Genomic DNA, 15,489 nt, shown 5'->3' with positions numbered 1-15,489 from the left:
TTTTACGGAAGAAATTGAATATCCTATTATTTTTTTACGTCAATAGCTGAAGTTTTATCGTTCCATTCAGGAGCTAAATTAGCAGTTTTACCATACCAATCAGCGTGTTTAAATACAACACCTTTTCCATATCCTTGTGTAGAAGTATGCTCCCAAAGTGTCGTTGAATAACTTGCAGAAGGTGAAGCCGTACTTACAGAAGAAATTCTGTCGTTCCAGCTAGAAGGTAAGTTTTTAAAGCCACTGCTCCAGTAAATGTATTGTCCACCTTTATTTATATGTTCATAAAAATCAGTACTACCAGCGCCGCTACCTAAAGGATTAATTTTATTTTTAAGTGCTTTTTTATCCTTTTCAATATAAGCATCCAATGTTTCTCTACTAGTAAAACCGTAAGCTAACCAATCTCCATTTTCATTTTGCTCTGGTAATACCATAGTAATTTGGATGTCTTTTTTATCTTGATCACTTAATTTTGTAAGTGAATTAACGTTCTGTTCATCCACTTTTAAATAATCAAAAGACTTAATTGTGTTACTTTTTTCTTCAGCACTTGCTACTCCTAGTCCTCCAGTTAATGCAAATCCCGCTACTAATGTACCTGCTACTAATTTCTTCAACATATAACCATCCCTTTTTGTTTGGATTTTTGTACAGGTGAATCTTGTACAGCTAAAATGTATTATAATTTTATACTTTTGTAAATATTCTGAAGTTTTAGAAATAATAGGCGGAATATTTACAGTTTTACATTTTTTCTTTAGAAAAAATAGTTATTGGAATGATATAATAAGTGGATATATTGTTTTTACTGGATGTAAAGATGTTTTAGGAGAGGTGTCATTGAAATATTTTACAAGAGATTGGTATAAAAAAATAAATTTTTAGAATTTTTAAGTTTTATAGAGTCTATAAAAGAATGGTCGGAAATGGATATACAAAGTTTAAAGGAAGAAATAGAGGAAAGGAAAATAGATTTATTAAAATTCCTTCCTGAATCGATATACTCAATTATACAAAACATCACAATTAATTCAGAGTACCCATCAGGTGAATTGAAAAAACGTATGCGAGAGTGGTCAACAGATTATGAGAAAAGAGTGGAATAATTAGATCAATCATACGTAGAATATTTTAATTCCATTGAGAAAAAACTTCCGTCAAATGTTGCTCAGTTACACAAGACATCACTACAAGATAGTGTAATTAAAGTAGTAAAGAGAAAGTCAGAAGATATTTTGTCTATCATATTAGATTGCATTGGTACTTTTAGTGAATTTGATAAACTTGAAATAACTTTTATCCCGCATTAACGGGCAGTAAGACACCCACCTCAAAATGCAGCGAAAGCAAAGAAGTTAGGTGGGAATTAACTGCCCGTAAAAGCCCGATTGGTTAGAGCTAATAATCAGTGGGAAATGAACAAAACCCCCACTGATTAAAGTTTCACTTTATAGGAGTAACAAAGTGTTCTATGCCGGAAAACTTTGAAAATGCTTGGTGGTTATATCATGAAATAGCTCTTACTGAAGATGGTTTTGAACTAGGTGTTTGATTTGACTCTCCATTTAGAGAAGTGACGATTTGCGCGGCAGATGTATTACTTGTGAAGAAATAATGTTGTATGGAGTATTACAAACGTTTGACATAATAAAAAAATAAAGTTATTGTAGATACATGAAGTCTACAATAGGAGCTGTATTATGAAATATTCTAAAGCTACAAATTATGCTCTTCATACAATGCTTTTTCTGGCAAAGGCTACACCAAATAAGTTAGTTAGTGTTCACCAATTAGCAGAAATGCAACATGTGTCACCAACGTACTTGTCTAAAATACTAACTAAGTTGACGAAGGAAGGGATGATACATTCATCATCTGGTCCAAAGGGCGGTTACTCGCTTAGTAAGAATTGGGAAGATATTTCATTTTTAGATATTATACATGCAATTGAAGGTAAAACATCATTGTTTGAATGTTGTTTACATGACAAACCTGGATGTTTAATTAATGAAGTAATGCTTGCAGCAGAAGAGAAAATGGAAGAAGAGTTACGAAATCAAAAAATCGTAGATCTTGCGAAAAAAATAAAAGTGGATTTTTAATCTGCTTTTATTTTTAAATTAATTAAGGATAAAAAGACTCTTTGATATCTTTAATTGTAGTTAGAAAATGATATGAAGAAGGAGAGAAGATGATGACTAAATTTTGGAATGATCGATATAAATCAGATGAATATTTTTACGGGGAAGAACCTAATACATTTATTAAAGAACAAGCATTTCGTTTAGCAAATCACAATAAAGTAATAGCTTTCGCGGAGGGAGAAGGTAGAAATGCTGTATTTCTAGCAAGACAAGGGAACGAAGTAACAGCTATTGATTATTCGGAAGATGGATTAGAGAAGACAAAAAAATTGGCAGAGAAGCATAACGTAAACGTGCATACAAAAAAAGTAGATTTATTAGCTGATAGTTTGCCAGAAAATGAATATGATGCAGCAATTATGGTATTTGGACATTTTCATGATGATTATAAAAAAATGATATTAGGTAAAATGATACAAACGATAAAGCCTGGTGGTTTAATTATGTTTGAAGTTTACTCAAAAAAACAAATAAACTATAGTACTGGTGGACCAAAAGATGTTGATATGCTGTATGATCCAATTAATATTCTTACTTGGTGTGAAGAACATAAGGTAATTCATTTCTTTAATGGAGAACAAGAGCGAGTTGAAGGGAAGGGGCACACTGGTTTAGCTGATGTTATTCAAGTTGTTATTAGAAAATGAATATAAGTGTTAATGAAAGATAAATGTATGAATGTAAAAAGGCCAGTCATGTAAGACTGGTCTTTCTATTTAGATACTAAATTATCAAGCTTCCAATATGTATTTGTTAACGGCGCAGCTTTGCTATCTATGTATAAATACATATTATTTAAATCTTTTGGTGAAGTTTTCAGTTCAAACACAACGTCAGTAGTTAAAGAGAATTCGTGTGGAACATTTTTATAGTGCTCGTCATCTACCGGATGAGCTTCACCTTCATATTTCTGACCAGTTTTTTCATCTTGTATGAAATATTTTATTTCCGAAAGATCAATAGTTTGTCCATCGTCCCGAACATTATTAATCATAACACGAGTAGTAAGGCGCCGCTCTTTGTCTATTTTTTCAAACTTTGCATTTTCAACTGTCGCTCTATAGTATTCGTTTTTAACTATTTCTCCATAGTGCATTGCATTCTTTTCGAGAGCACTCTTTTCTTGTTTTGATGTAGTATTGCTATTACATCCTGTCAATATTCCAGTAAATAATAATGCTGTACATGTCGTTTTGATTAATGATTTCATAGTAATCCCTTTCTGTATTAAAAAGTAAAACATAGGAATAATTTTACATCAATAGAAAGGTGAATGGAAGTATTTTTGCGTAATATACAGATATATATTTATTTGGTTGTCAAGTTAACAGGATAGAAAGAGGGAGAAGACTGTATAAAACGGAATAAATAAGAATTGAAAATATTGTAAAACAGAAGAGACATGCATATAATTAAAATAAAGTTTAAGTTTCTGAATCTTCAATAACGGTGGTGATAACATGTTTACTGAAGAGCGTCGAGAGAAAATTTTAGAACTACTTAATACAGCTGGAAGAGTAATCGCAAAGGATCTTGCGGAAAGATTTGATATGTCTATTGATTCTATAAGAAGAGATTTGTCTATTATGGAAAAGGATGGTTTATTAAAAAGAACGCACGGAGGTGCAATTGAACTTACGCGAGTGAGAAATTTAGCCGCGGAACCAGCTAAACGTTATAGTGATAGCTCAATATATGAGGACACAATTGCAAGAGTTGCGGTATCTTATATACAAGAAGGTGATTCAATTTTTATTGGCGGGGCTCCCGTTCATAGTGCGATGCTGAAATATTTACCGGAAGTATCATTTACGGTTATTACGAATTCTATAGAAATAGCTGGTTATCTACGAGAATATAAGAATATTGATACGTATTTAATTGGCGGAAAAGTAAAACCTTCAGAGAATATTACTGATACACTTGCCTCTGAATTGATAAGTAGATTTTCTATTGATCTTTATTTCTCTACAGGTGGAGGCATTTCATTACAAGGTATTAGTACTGCAACACCTGAAGTTGCTTATTTTAGTAAAAGAGTAAGTGAAATTGCTAGAAGAAATATTTGTTTAGCTCCGCATAATAAACTTGGAATAGATTGTTTTATAAGAGGAGAGTCTTTAAAAGAAATTGATCTTATTATAACTGACGAAGAGGCGAGTAAAGAAACTGTTCAGGACTTTGAGAAACAAGGTAAACAAGTTGTAATAGCGCCATTATATTGATTTGAAAGGAGTTTGACATGATTGTAAAAGAGCAAGAGTATCATATAAATGGATTAACTTATACAATTCGTTCTGCAGCTGAAAAAGATGCTGAGCAGTTATCGAAAATTAGAGTTCAGATTGATGGAGAAACTGAAAATATGGATAGAGATGCTGGAGAGGGATTTATAGATGACCTAGGGTTTCAAAAAATAATAAAAACAGATAGTGAAGAAACGAAGAATCTCTTTTTAGTTGTAGAAGTGCACAATCGAATCGTTGGATTTTCAAGATGTGAAGGATCAAATTTTAAGAGATTATCTCATAAAGTGGAGTTTGGTGTTTGCATTTTAAAAGAGTTTTGGGGATATAGAATGGGTAAGAGTCTATTGCAACAATCTATTAAATGGGCTGAAGAAAATGCAGTAAATAAAATATCTTTACAAGTATTAGAGACAAACGAGAAAGCTATTCATCTTTATAAAAAATTAGGTTTTGAAGTAGAAGGCATTTTGAAAAATGACAAAAGACTATCGGATGGAAAGTATTATAATACGGTAGTGATGGGAAGATTTACTAATACTTTTCATGAAAGAGGTGAAGAAGTATGTTTTACAGAAGGAAGTACTATGTAGTGAAAAATGAATTCATAGAAGTATTTAATGATCATTTCAATCACACAAACTTACCTAATCAGTTAAAGCATGGTTCTAGGCTAATAGGACGCTGGATGAAAGATAATAAGAATGGTACGTATGAAGTATTTGCCATATGGGAATATGATAGTTATGAACAGTATAAAGAAATAGAATCGAAAATTAGAAGTGACGAGAGGCATATTAAAAGAATACATGAACGGTATGAAAAACATGGTGGGAAAGAATATGTTTTACAGGAGTACATAGTAGAGATGAAAAATGAAGAGTTAGTATGTACTGTAAAGTAATAGAGGGGTGAGGGATAATAGGAATGAAAACAAAATTATATTTTAGTTTAGCATCCACTATTTTATTTGCAATAGCCGTGATTGTTTTCTTTATAAATGGTAATCCACAAAAGTGGTTTTGGTTATGTATTTTCTTTGCGTCCATTATACAAAATATAGTGCTACTAAAAAAGAATAAAGAAATGCATTAGGATATTCAAATTATTAACATATTTGTGTCGTCTTTCTAGTTTTATTGAAAACGCTTTTATTCAGTTTTATAATAAAAGTATGTTTTATAAATCTCCAAAACAATTAAAAGGGAGATGATACAATGTTAGCTTCACCGTTTTACTTACATACATGGAAAAAGTTTATTAATGAAGGAGTCCTTGATTCGAACCGTATAAACGAAAGAATTTCAGAATCATGGTACCGATGTAAACAAGCAAATGTGAATCCTCACATGAATAAAGGTCAGAAAATTTTGTCTTCTAATATTTTTCAAGATCAAAAGAAAAAGAGTGAAATTTTCCTTGATATAGCATTACCTCAAATACAAAATATGAGAAAAACCATTGATGAACTACAAATGATGGCATTATTAATCGATCCAGACGGTTATGTTCTATCGTTAAGTGGAAATAAACAAACGTTAAAGCGAGCGAAACATATTAATTTTATTGAAGGTGTAAAATGGACGGAAGCAGCTGTGGGGACAAACGCAATAGGAACAGCGCTAGAAATTGAAGAAGCTATTATGATAAGTGGTACTGAACATTACTCCGTGGTATCTCATAGCTGGAGTTGTGCGGCTGCTCCCATTCATAATGATGACGGGAAATTAATTGGTGTTCTAGATTTCTCCTGTCCAATTGAATTTTCGCATCCATATATGCTCGGTATGGTAACTTCAATTGCACATGCGATAGAGCGTGAATGTAGCATAAGAGTTCATCAAAATGAATTACACTTAATCCATCGTTTTTTAGATGTCATTGATAGTGATGAACAAGTAGTTATTTGTAATCATCGTGATGTTATCGTTTCTGCGAGTAAGAGCGTTCGGGAACGAGTAACTAATTGGTCAAGAATGAAACTTGAAGAGTTAGTGCACCATGGATTGGAAACTAAATTAGAGATACCGGTATATAGTAATGAAAGAATGATCGGGAAATGTATGTATTTAAAGGAAAACAAACAAATGAATACATATTCTACTTTCACATTTATAAAAGGAATTACTTTTCCAGGAGTTACCGGGACAAGTAAAGCATTTCAACACACACTAGAAGAAATTAAGCTTGTTTCACCGACTGATGCTAGTGTGTATGTATGTGGTGAGACAGGAGTAGGAAAGGAATATGTCGCGAGAGCGATTCATGAAAATAGTCCAAGAAAAGACGGGCCCTTTATAGCTGTAAACTGCGGTTCTTTGCCTAAAGAATTAATGGAAAGTGAATTGTTCGGTTATGATGAAGGTGCATTTACAGGTGCGCGACGTCAAGGATATAAAGGGAAATTTGAACAAGCAAACGGAGGAACATTATTTTTAGATGAAATTGGTGAAGTACCACCAGAGATGCAAGTAGCATTATTGCGTGTTTTACAAGAACGCACAATAACTCCAATTGGGAGTTCAAAATTGGTACCAGTAAATATTCGTATTATTACTGCCACACATAAAGATTTACTACGGTTAGTAGAAGAAGGGAAATTCCGTCAAGATTTATATTATCGTTTGCACGTTTATCCGTTATATGTTCCATCGTTAATAGAAAGAAAAGAGGATATCCCATATTTTATACAACACTTTTGCGAACAGAAGAATTGGAATGTTGTATTTCCAAAGAGTATATACAATCAATTTTTACAACATACATGGCCCGGAAATATTCGGGAACTAGTAAATGTATTAGAACGCATTTACATTTTGTCGCAAGGACGGGAAATATGCGAAAAACAAGTAGTTTTTTTGTTACAAACAATGAGGGGAAATCAACAACAACTTGAGTTACAAGTTGAAAATAAAACAGAACATACATTACATTTTCGCGAAAAAATACAGCGTGATAGCATGATTGAAGCATTACAAAAGACAAATGGAAATGTTTCGTTAGCTGCAAAACTATTAAATGTACCCCGTAGTACATTTTATAAACGAATGCAAAAATATAAGTTATAAAGTAGATTTTTGCAATCTACTTTTTCTTTGTGGGCTCATGTTCTGTCGGAATGTGCGCTTACCGGGGAAATAATAGAATTGTTAGAAATTAATTTCCGGAAGGGGGACTTATGTGAAGTATATTGAAATTGGCATCGGGAATAGGTGGTTTGTTCGAACGGAAACTGAAAATAAAGATGGGACTGAATTTGAAGAACGAGGTATTATAAAACCTATTTATTTTGAGTCTTTATACGTACGTATTTGGTTTCGGAAAACTTGTTTTATTTTTGATACGAAAGAGGGTTTTAAGAAAGATAAGAAGAGAAGGGTTGAATATAAATTTATTGTTGGAATTGTAAGTAGACTGAATAAAGAAAAAGTGGGCTAACATGCGTAGTTATATTGGACAGGAAATTCTATTGACTTATATCAAACTCATAAAAAGTAATTTTACTAAATATAAATTGTTAATAAAACCACTAAGGAAACTTAGTGGCTTCTTTTTTTATAGGAAGGATTTTCATATGAATAGGATCTTAACGATTGTACTTGCAATTATTGTAAGGGGGTATTCTATTTATAGTTGGAATGATGTTTCGGAACAGAGTATGCTAATTTTACAAACGCTTATAGGGATTATGTTAGTTAGCTTAGGAGTGCAAAATTTTAAAAATAAAGAAAATAAAAGTATGGGCATCGCTTGACTACTCGTTGCGTTATATTTAATTGTTGTATTGTTAGTAAAACATTTTGCATGAATAAGTATTTAAATTATTTATTCATGATTTTCTTATTACGAAAAATATTCTCGCAATAAAAGTTAAAATTCCACTTGTATTTCACTATATAAAATATGGCATAATGATTTAGTTAAATAGAAATGGATAGGGTATTTGAGAGGGGCAGTATAATGAGTTTTGCAATTGAAATAGTAATAAAAGCACCAATGGATATTGTATGTGACTATATAATAGAAGATGAAAAAATAAAAGAATGGAATACGTTTATAATAGAAAATCGCTATCCTTCAAATATGGATAAAGAGAATCCACGTGTAGGAGATAAATATATTTCTGTTCAAAAAGTAGGTAAGAAAACATTTGAGGCAGAAGTAGAAATTCTTGAATACGATACACCCCATATTATTTCACTAGGTAGTGAAATGAAGCAAGGATATTCAGCAATGACTTATATGTTAGAAGAAGATGAGGAAGGTACAGCACTAACATTAATTTCAGAATATGAACCTAGTAATTTTTATTATAAAATGATGTATAAGTTAACAGGCTGGATTTCACGAGGTTTAACTATAGAACAAATGGAACGTCTAGCAGAATGTGTAGAAGCTGCTTATCATAAAGAAGATTAATATTAAAAATATATTAAGGTAAAAGCGTTACTCAATCTCATGAGTAACGCTTTTACTGTTTGAAAATTTTTTCATTGAAAATCTCAATAGCTCTTTCATATATTTCTTTATCAACACAAAATCTTTCTGTTATCCAATAATTAAGTTCAGAAGATGTAATGATTTGTTCTCTTTTCTTACCTTGGAAATATCGTTTTAAAACATTATCATTAATAGAAGTTGGAATACCATCGATATAACCGAAAATCTGAATTTTCTTTAATACAGGAGATGTACGCCAATCGTTAGACCTTGAAATAAGTTCTTTCATATTTGATAAGTGTATTGGTTCTATGTGTAAGGTTTTTGTGGGACCTGGATTTCTAGTAATTTCAATCTTATTATTTGAGACTTCATAAGTGAAAGTTTCTCTTACATTACTTACTTGAAATGATTCATAAAGTGGGTAAGATTGGAATAAAGGTGCACAATAACCAATATCAACATAATAAGGTTGGTCTAAGTTAACCCGTAAGCATAAATGTCCGGGATCCATATACATATAATGAACATTAAAACCAAGATTTGATAATAACCAATGAAATCCAATTGAGTGCGTCCAACAAGTACCCCCGAGACCTTTTGTTGTAATACGGTATATGTATGTCTCAATGGAAGGAAAAAAATGACCTGTTTTATTACCTTTTTCCCAGTCAATTATTTTAGTAAGAGTTTCCCACTTTACTTTTTCTTGATGAGCTTTAATAAGTTCATTTAAAAACCTTAAGCTAGTATGCTGTTTTGTAGCACCTAAAAATGATAGAAAACTATTTATTAGTTGTTCTTGAGACATTTTCTTGTCCTTTCTATATAGGAATTGTTATTGGTATTATTATACAATAGATGTCAGGAAATAAAGGTATTTACTAATGAAGTGGGGGAGAATTTTATGTCTATGTCGCTATATTATAAAAAAATCCGTGAGCAATTAGGACATGAACTAATATTCATGCCAAGTGTAGCTGCTGTTATAAAAAATGGGCAGGGAGATATTTTGTTTCAATATCCTGGCGGGGAATACTGGAGTTTGCCAGCTGGAGCAATTGAACTTGGGGAAACTCCAGAAGAAGCAGTAATTCGGGAAGTTTGGGAAGAAACAGGATTGGAAGTACAAGTAAAAAAACAAAAAGGAGTATTTGGAGGAGAAAAGTACCGCCATATATATCCGAATGGTGATGAAGTAGAATATATTGTTGTTGTGTTTGAGTGTGAAGTTACTAGTGGCGAGTTGAAATCGATAGATGGTGAATCGTTAAAACTAAAATATTTCTCTTTATCTGAAAAGCCCCTTTTAGCATTGCCTTACCCAGATAAAATATTTTTATAGTTGTAAAATAGCACACCGTATTTATTGCAGGTGTGCTATTTATATAACCCCGTCGTATACATCTCCGTCAACGAATACACAATTTCCTCTAAGTTAATCTTTTTGTCGTTTTGCATAATAGTCCAAAGAAACGATTCATTCATCGCGAACCAACCGCGTGCTACAATCTCTTTATTTAAATTAGGTTGTGCCAATCCACTTTCTTGAGAGTATGTAATATCCTGTTTAATGCTTTTTATAAAACGTTCCCGAATCTCATCCCATTTTTGCCGTATTTCTCTTGATAATCCTATCGCTTCCTCTACAACTTGCAAAATAGCGCGTTCTTCATTTGCTAATTGCAGGAATGCTCTAACTTGATTTTGGATCATTATACGTGCTTCTTCTTTTGTTTGTGGAGAAAAAGAGCGTTCAGCGATATTATAAAAACGATTCATAACATCTTCCATTAAACTAATTAGGAGATCATCTTTGTTTTTGAAGTATACATATGCTGTTCCGTAACCAGTTTCTGCATGTTTAATAATTTGTGTAATTGTCGTTTTTTGAAATCCGTTACGTATAAAAATAGTGTAACCAGAGTGTAATAGTTTCTTCTTCGTTTCTAAGGAGCGGTGTTTTCTTGATGAAAGGGTACTGTTTTTCAAAGAATCACCTCTTTATACTGAAATATCTGAAAATATAACTGTATTGTAAAAGAAATTCATATATAAAGTCAACTGACATAATATCATTGACGTCGTATCAATTGAGGTGATATATTTCAATTAGTTAGAATAAAAAGAAAATTAAGAGAAGGTGACACCATGTATAAAGAACCATTTCAACCGAATTATGAATATGCGCTTGAATGTGATAAACATGATGAACTGAAAGATTTTCAAACTGAATTCTATAAAAAAGAAGGAACGATATATTTAGATGGAAACTCATTAGGACTACTTTCAAAAAGAGCAGAGAAATCGTTACTTATTTTGCTAGATTCATGGAAAGAGTATGGCATTGACGGCTGGACAGAGGGTGAGCATCCGTGGTTTTTTCTCTCGGAGAAATTAGGTGAGTTGACTGCACCTCTTATTGGAGCTTTACCAGAAGAAACCATTGTAACCGGTTCTACGACGACGAATATACACCAAGTGATTGCCACATTTTATGAGCCGAAAGGAATACGTACAAAAATTCTTGCGGATGAATTAACATTCCCATCAGATATATATGCACTTCAAAGTCAAATTCGTTTAAAAGGATTAGATCCAGATGAGCATTTAGTAAGAGTGAAAAGCAGAGATGGTAGAACACTTTCTGAAGAAGATATTATCCATGCGATGGAAGATGATATCGCTTTAATTTTATTACCTTCTGTTTTATATAGAAGTGGTCAAATTCTTGATATGAAACGTTTAACAACGGAAGCTCATAAATGCGGCATTCACATTGGATTTGATTTATGCCATTCAATAGGATCTATTCCGCATCATTTCAAAGATTGGGATGTCGATTTTGCTGTTTGGTGCAATTATAAATATTTAAATGCAGGACCGGGTAGTGTTGCAGGCCTTTATGTAAATAGTAAACATTTTAATAGACTGCCAGGATTGTCTGGATGGTTTAGTTCTAGAAAAGATAAACAGTTTGATATGGAGCATACATTAACAGCTGCTGATCATGCAGGTGCTTATCAAATTGGTACACCGCACGTATTAAGTACAGCACCATTAATTGGTTCACTTGAAATTTTCAAAGATGCTGGTATTGAACGTTTACGTGAGAAATCTTTACATATTACGAGATACATGCTGAATTTAATTGGACATGAATTAAAAGATTTCGAATTTACAATTGGAAATCCATTAGAGGATGAAAAACGAGGCGGGCACATTTATTTAGAGCATGCAGAAGCAGCACGTATATGTAAAGCACTAAAAGCAAATGGAGTAATTCCAGATTTTAGAGCGCCAAATGGGGTGAGACTTGCGCCGGTCGCTTTATATAACACATACGAAGAAGTGTGGAAATCTGTACAAATATTAAAGAAAATTATGAAAAATGAAGAGTATAAGCAGTTTGAAAATAAGCGAGAGGTTGTGGCATAAATATGAAAACATCAGAGTGGATTGATATTTCACAACCGCTAAATAATAATATTGCAACGTGGCCAGGAGACACACCGTTCTCGTATGAAGTTTCATGGTCAAAAGAAGAAAGTGGCTCAGTAAATGTCGGAAAGTTAACGATGAGTATTCATACAGGCACTCATATTGATGCACCATTTCATTTTGATAATGATGGAAAGAAAGTATTGGATTTAGATGTTCAAGTTTATGTTGGCCCAGCACGGATTATTGACGTTTCTAATCTTGAAAGCATCGGGAAAAAGGAATTAGAAAGCTTTCATTTAGAAGGTGTAGAACGATTATTATTACGTACATCTTCACATGGAAAAGCTGAAGAATTTCCAGAGGTGATCCCTCATTTACGTGCAGACATAGCGTCGTTTCTTTCAGAGAAAGGTATTCGTTTAATCGGAGTAGATGTACCATCAGTTGATCCGCTAGATGATAAAGAATTAGCAGCGCATCATCAATTATTTAAACATGGAATTCATATTTTAGAAAATGTCGTACTAGATCATGTAGCAGACGGTGATTATGAACTTATTGCATTACCACTTGCATTAACTGATGCAGATGGAAGTCCAGTTCGAGCCGTTATTAGACCAATATAAGTAGAATCATATAAAAGGGGCGTTTGGCTAATATGAAAGAAAATGAAAAAGTAATTATGGAAAAAGGGATTCATACGGATTTTAAAGAGAATATGACGTATGGGGAGTATTTACAATTAGATAGTTTACTATCTTCTCAAAAAAGATTATCGGACCATCATGATGAAATGTTATTTATCGTTATTCACCAAGCAAGTGAGCTTTGGATGAAGCTCATTTTACATGAGCTAAATGCGGCGGTTGAATCTATTAAACAAGATAAATTACAACCAGCTTTTAAAATGTTAGCACGTGTATCAAAAATTCAGTCTCAAATTATTCAATCTTGGGATATTCTTGCGACATTAACACCATCAGAATATATTGAGTTTCGTGATTCACTCGGTCAAGCTTCAGGTTTTCAATCGTATCAATATCGTATGATTGAGTATGCACTTGGCTATAAAACGCCACACGCATTAAAAATTTATGAAAAGGATCCAGAATTACATGCACGACTTCATAAAGCGCTACATGAACCAAGTCTATATGATGTCGCGATTCAAGCATTAGTAAAAGAAGGATTCCCTATTCATAAAGATGTGTTAAACCGTGATATTACGCAGCCTTATGAAGAAGATGCAACAGTAGAAGCAGCATGGTTGGAAGTGTATGCGGATGTGAAAAAATATTGGAATTTATATCAGCTTGCTGAAAAATTGATTGATATTGAAGACTGGCTACAACAATGGCGTTTCCGTCATATGAAAACAGTAGAAAGAATTATTGGGCATAAAATGGGTACAGGTGGATCCTCCGGTGTTTCTTATTTAAAGCGAGTACTTGATCAACAATTCTTCCCAGAGCTTTGGAATGTTCGTACGAAATTATAAAAATAAACCTGTCAGTTCATTATGGCTGACAGGTTTATTTTTATTTGAGCACAATTATGTTTAAAATGAAGGAACAAGATATAATAAATGGAGTAACTATTTAAATGGAGGTAAAGTTTTTGGATTTCAAGCAACTAGAAAATAAATTCGAAAAGAAAAAAGTGAATACATTTCTTGTTTATCAAAAAGGGGAATTAACAACTGAGTATTATAAAACACCCGAATGTGCAAATAACTTATATAAAATAAATTCGATTACAAAAAGTATCGTATCTTTATTAATTGGTATTGCAATTGATAAGGGCTATATAAATGATATACATACATCAATTACAGAGTGGATTGAAAATGTACCTGGGGAAAAACATGATTTAACGCTATATCACTTATTAACAATGACTACTGGTGAGGACTGGAAAGAGTTTGGGAATGGAGTAGTATTCCCAAATGACTTTGTAGAATCAGAGAACTGGGTACAGTACATATTAGAAAAGCCAATAATTGAAGAACCTGCTACAAAAATGAATTATAATTCAGGTTCTTCTCATTTACTGAGCTATATTATTCAAGAAGCTACTGGAATTTCGACAGAGCGGTTTGCAAAGAAATATTTATTTGATCCATTAAAAATTAACGAATACGAGTGGCAACAAGATCCGCAGGGTATATATGTAGGTGGCTTCGGTATGAAAATGAAATCTACCGATTTATTAAAATTAGGAAAATTATGTTTACAAAATGGATTTTGGAATGGGAAAGAAATTGTATCAGCGCAATGGTTAGAAGAGTCAAGCAGGGCGCAATTTGAAACATATGAACATGTCGGCGCATATGGCTATCACTGGTGGGTATTACATAACGAAAGATTTCACATACCGTATTGTATATATTTTGCTATGGGATATGGCGGACAATACATTGTTATCATTCCTCAATTAGAAGTAGTAGCTATTATAAGTAGTCATATGCCAAAACGTGGGCTCGTTCCATTAAAACTATTTATTGAGCATGTACAGGGAAACTCCAATTATATATAAGAAAAGGAGGGAATGTATGAGGGATGAAAAAACTTTATCTTTATTTAGATTCTGTTTAAGTCTTCTAGTATGTAGCGCCATTATTACGCAATTCATAATTAGGGCACAAGTGAAGCCGTTTAATCCAGTTAACTTTTTTAGTTTCTTCACTATCGAAAGTAACATTTTAGTTGCATGTATTCTCCTTTTAAGTAGTATCGTAACAGCTACATTTGGTCGCTCAGAGCAGTTTGGTATACTTCGTGGTGCAGCAACGGTATACATACTTACGACTGGACTCATTTATTTTTTATTATTAAGAGGGTTAGAAGAATCACTTCAAACGGCAATACCATGGGTAAATACTGTGCTACATTATATCATGCCGATTACAATGCTTTTAGATTGGATTTTAAATCCACCTATTAAGAAAATCACTTGGAAACAATCTGCAAGTTGGCTCTTATTCCCGTTTTTTTATGTGGTATATAGCTTAGTACGTGGTCCAATCGTGAATTGGTATCCATATCCGTTTTTAGATCCAAGAATAGGTGGGTATGGTAAAGTACTTTTATACAGTATAGGGATAGCAGTTGTAATTGGCGCTATTTGTATATTGGTAAGATTTTTAGGGAATCGAAACTTTAGAAAAGAATTTTAGAAATGCAAGAACCCCCACTGTGTCTGTTTTTAACAGT

Annotated in this window: 18 protein-coding genes and 3 pseudogenes; 17 read left to right on the top strand and 4 right to left on the bottom strand. The window is 32.8% G+C overall.

What is annotated here, in order from left to right; translation table 11 throughout:
- Window positions 1-26: 26 nt before the first annotated feature.
- Window positions 27-623 carry a hypothetical protein gene (locus tag MR143_RS10675; protein WP_000914454.1) on the bottom strand — a complete coding sequence of 199 codons (597 nt, stop codon included), beginning with the start codon at window positions 621-623 and terminating at the stop codon, window positions 27-29.
- Window positions 624-843: 220 nt separating this feature from the next.
- On the opposite strand from MR143_RS10675, the pseudogene MR143_RS10670 reads away from it, so the two are divergent.
- From MR143_RS10670 to MR143_RS10655, 4 genes and pseudogenes are all read left to right on the top strand, one after another.
- A pseudogene (locus MR143_RS10670) lies at window positions 844-1,298 on the top strand (DUF4085 family protein); the annotation flags it as partial.
- Between the two features lie 152 nt (window positions 1,299-1,450).
- A pseudogene (locus MR143_RS10665) lies at window positions 1,451-1,618 on the top strand (DUF4085 family protein); the annotation flags it as partial.
- Window positions 1,619-1,703: 85 nt separating this feature from the next.
- Window positions 1,704-2,105: an Rrf2 family transcriptional regulator gene (locus MR143_RS10660; RefSeq protein ID WP_000877645.1), complete on the top strand. Its 402-nt coding sequence runs from the start codon at window positions 1,704-1,706 to the stop codon at window positions 2,103-2,105.
- An 89-nt stretch (window positions 2,106-2,194) separates the two neighbouring features.
- Complete coding sequence (locus MR143_RS10655; RefSeq protein ID WP_002181497.1) at window positions 2,195-2,794, top strand: class I SAM-dependent methyltransferase; 600 nt, start codon at window positions 2,195-2,197, stop codon at window positions 2,792-2,794.
- 65 nt (window positions 2,795-2,859) lie between these two features.
- On the opposite strand, the gene MR143_RS10650 is transcribed toward MR143_RS10655, so the two are convergent.
- Entirely contained in the window at window positions 2,860-3,357 is a 498-nt protein-coding gene (locus tag MR143_RS10650; RefSeq protein ID WP_000838471.1) for a hypothetical protein, read from the bottom strand.
- 250 nt (window positions 3,358-3,607) lie between these two features.
- Between MR143_RS10650 and MR143_RS10645 the strand changes: the two genes are divergently transcribed.
- From MR143_RS10645 to MR143_RS10615, 7 genes are all read left to right on the top strand, one after another.
- Window positions 3,608-4,372, top strand: a complete 765-nt coding sequence (locus MR143_RS10645; RefSeq protein ID WP_000493636.1) for a DeoR/GlpR family DNA-binding transcription regulator — start codon at window positions 3,608-3,610, stop codon at window positions 4,370-4,372.
- Between the two features lie 17 nt (window positions 4,373-4,389).
- On the top strand, window positions 4,390-4,986 hold the full coding sequence (locus MR143_RS10640) for a GNAT family N-acetyltransferase (RefSeq protein WP_000635687.1): 597 nt from the start codon (window positions 4,390-4,392) through the stop codon (window positions 4,984-4,986).
- Window positions 4,959-5,297, top strand: coding sequence for an NIPSNAP family protein (locus MR143_RS10635; protein WP_000499984.1), 339 nt, complete (start codon window positions 4,959-4,961; stop codon window positions 5,295-5,297). The genes MR143_RS10640 and MR143_RS10635 overlap by 28 nt, the downstream gene beginning before the upstream one ends.
- 313 nt (window positions 5,298-5,610) lie before the next feature.
- Window positions 5,611-7,461, top strand: coding sequence for a sigma-54-dependent Fis family transcriptional regulator (locus MR143_RS10630; RefSeq protein ID WP_199717757.1), 1,851 nt, complete (start codon window positions 5,611-5,613; stop codon window positions 7,459-7,461).
- A 112-nt stretch (window positions 7,462-7,573) separates the two neighbouring features.
- On the top strand, window positions 7,574-7,831 hold the full coding sequence (locus MR143_RS10625; RefSeq protein ID WP_000873842.1) for a DUF3977 family protein: 258 nt from the start codon (window positions 7,574-7,576) through the stop codon (window positions 7,829-7,831).
- Between the two features lie 136 nt (window positions 7,832-7,967).
- The gene (locus tag MR143_RS10620; RefSeq protein WP_002164057.1) at window positions 7,968-8,147 is read left to right on the top strand and encodes a DUF3953 domain-containing protein; all 180 of its coding nucleotides are present in this window, start codon (window positions 7,968-7,970) and stop codon (window positions 8,145-8,147) included.
- A gap of 206 nt (window positions 8,148-8,353) precedes the next feature.
- A complete protein-coding gene (locus tag MR143_RS10615; RefSeq protein WP_000006414.1) occupies window positions 8,354-8,812 on the top strand; it encodes an SRPBCC domain-containing protein in 459 nt (152 codons plus the stop codon).
- A 27-nt stretch (window positions 8,813-8,839) separates the two neighbouring features.
- On the opposite strand, the pseudogene MR143_RS10610 reads toward MR143_RS10615, so the two are convergent.
- Window positions 8,840-9,644 (bottom strand): annotated as a pseudogene (locus MR143_RS10610) (arylamine N-acetyltransferase family protein).
- A gap of 96 nt (window positions 9,645-9,740) precedes the next feature.
- Here MR143_RS10610 and MR143_RS10605 point away from each other — a divergent pair.
- A complete protein-coding gene (locus MR143_RS10605) occupies window positions 9,741-10,178 on the top strand; it encodes an NUDIX hydrolase (RefSeq protein WP_089148768.1) in 438 nt (145 codons plus the stop codon).
- A 35-nt stretch (window positions 10,179-10,213) separates the two neighbouring features.
- Here MR143_RS10605 and MR143_RS10600 read toward each other — a convergent pair whose 3' ends face one another.
- A complete protein-coding gene (locus tag MR143_RS10600; protein WP_000798553.1) occupies window positions 10,214-10,825 on the bottom strand; it encodes a TetR/AcrR family transcriptional regulator in 612 nt (203 codons plus the stop codon).
- A gap of 159 nt (window positions 10,826-10,984) precedes the next feature.
- Between MR143_RS10600 and kynU the strand changes: the two genes are divergently transcribed.
- The 5 genes from kynU to MR143_RS10575 all read left to right on the top strand — a co-directional run bounded on the left by kynU (window position 10,985) and on the right by MR143_RS10575 (window position 15,452).
- Complete coding sequence (gene kynU, locus MR143_RS10595) at window positions 10,985-12,271, top strand: kynureninase (RefSeq protein ID WP_000276257.1); 1,287 nt, start codon at window positions 10,985-10,987, stop codon at window positions 12,269-12,271.
- Between the two features lie 2 nt (window positions 12,272-12,273).
- Entirely contained in the window at window positions 12,274-12,903 is a 630-nt protein-coding gene (gene kynB / locus MR143_RS10590; RefSeq protein WP_000858074.1) for an arylformamidase, read from the top strand.
- A 32-nt stretch (window positions 12,904-12,935) separates the two neighbouring features.
- Entirely contained in the window at window positions 12,936-13,775 is an 840-nt protein-coding gene (kynA, locus tag MR143_RS10585) for a tryptophan 2,3-dioxygenase (protein WP_000661973.1), read from the top strand.
- Between the two features lie 119 nt (window positions 13,776-13,894).
- Complete coding sequence (locus MR143_RS10580; protein WP_199717754.1) at window positions 13,895-14,812, top strand: serine hydrolase domain-containing protein; 918 nt, start codon at window positions 13,895-13,897, stop codon at window positions 14,810-14,812.
- Between the two features lie 16 nt (window positions 14,813-14,828).
- Window positions 14,829-15,452 carry a Pr6Pr family membrane protein gene (locus tag MR143_RS10575; RefSeq protein ID WP_001204114.1) on the top strand — a complete coding sequence of 208 codons (624 nt, stop codon included), beginning with the start codon at window positions 14,829-14,831 and terminating at the stop codon, window positions 15,450-15,452.
- Window positions 15,453-15,489 lie beyond the last annotated feature (37 nt).

Origin of the sequence: Bacillus cereus group sp. BfR-BA-01347 (assembly GCF_022663835.1) — a bacterium.
Taxonomy (GTDB): domain Bacteria; phylum Bacillota; class Bacilli; order Bacillales; family Bacillaceae_G; genus Bacillus_A; species Bacillus_A thuringiensis_K.
Note: the sequence above shows the minus strand (reverse complement) of the source record. Positions and strands in the feature narration are given on the sequence as shown.

Bases quoted from the DNA above. Each gene is read 5' to 3' on its own strand.
- kynB (WP_000858074.1), top strand. From the start codon at position 12,274: ATGAAAACATCAGAGTGGATTGATATTTCACAACCGCTAAATAATAAT.
- MR143_RS10620 (WP_002164057.1), top strand. From the start codon at position 7,968: ATGAATAGGATCTTAACGATTGTACTTGCAATTATTGTAAGGGGGTAT.
- MR143_RS10635 (WP_000499984.1), top strand. From the start codon at position 4,959: ATGTTTTACAGAAGGAAGTACTATGTAGTGAAAAATGAATTCATAGAA.
- MR143_RS10660 (WP_000877645.1), top strand. From the start codon at position 1,704: ATGAAATATTCTAAAGCTACAAATTATGCTCTTCATACAATGCTTTTT.
- kynU (WP_000276257.1), top strand. From the start codon at position 10,985: ATGTATAAAGAACCATTTCAACCGAATTATGAATATGCGCTTGAATGT.
- MR143_RS10605 (WP_089148768.1), top strand. From the start codon at position 9,741: ATGTCTATGTCGCTATATTATAAAAAAATCCGTGAGCAATTAGGACAT.
- MR143_RS10575 (WP_001204114.1), top strand. From the start codon at position 14,829: ATGAGGGATGAAAAAACTTTATCTTTATTTAGATTCTGTTTAAGTCTT.
- kynA (WP_000661973.1), top strand. From the start codon at position 12,936: ATGAAAGAAAATGAAAAAGTAATTATGGAAAAAGGGATTCATACGGAT.
- MR143_RS10675 (WP_000914454.1), bottom strand. From the start codon at position 623: ATGTTGAAGAAATTAGTAGCAGGTACATTAGTAGCGGGATTTGCATTA.
- MR143_RS10615 (WP_000006414.1), top strand. From the start codon at position 8,354: ATGAGTTTTGCAATTGAAATAGTAATAAAAGCACCAATGGATATTGTA.
- MR143_RS10640 (WP_000635687.1), top strand. From the start codon at position 4,390: ATGATTGTAAAAGAGCAAGAGTATCATATAAATGGATTAACTTATACA.
- MR143_RS10630 (WP_199717757.1), top strand. From the start codon at position 5,611: ATGTTAGCTTCACCGTTTTACTTACATACATGGAAAAAGTTTATTAAT.
- MR143_RS10655 (WP_002181497.1), top strand. From the start codon at position 2,195: ATGATGACTAAATTTTGGAATGATCGATATAAATCAGATGAATATTTT.
- MR143_RS10650 (WP_000838471.1), bottom strand. From the start codon at position 3,357: ATGAAATCATTAATCAAAACGACATGTACAGCATTATTATTTACTGGA.
- MR143_RS10645 (WP_000493636.1), top strand. From the start codon at position 3,608: ATGTTTACTGAAGAGCGTCGAGAGAAAATTTTAGAACTACTTAATACA.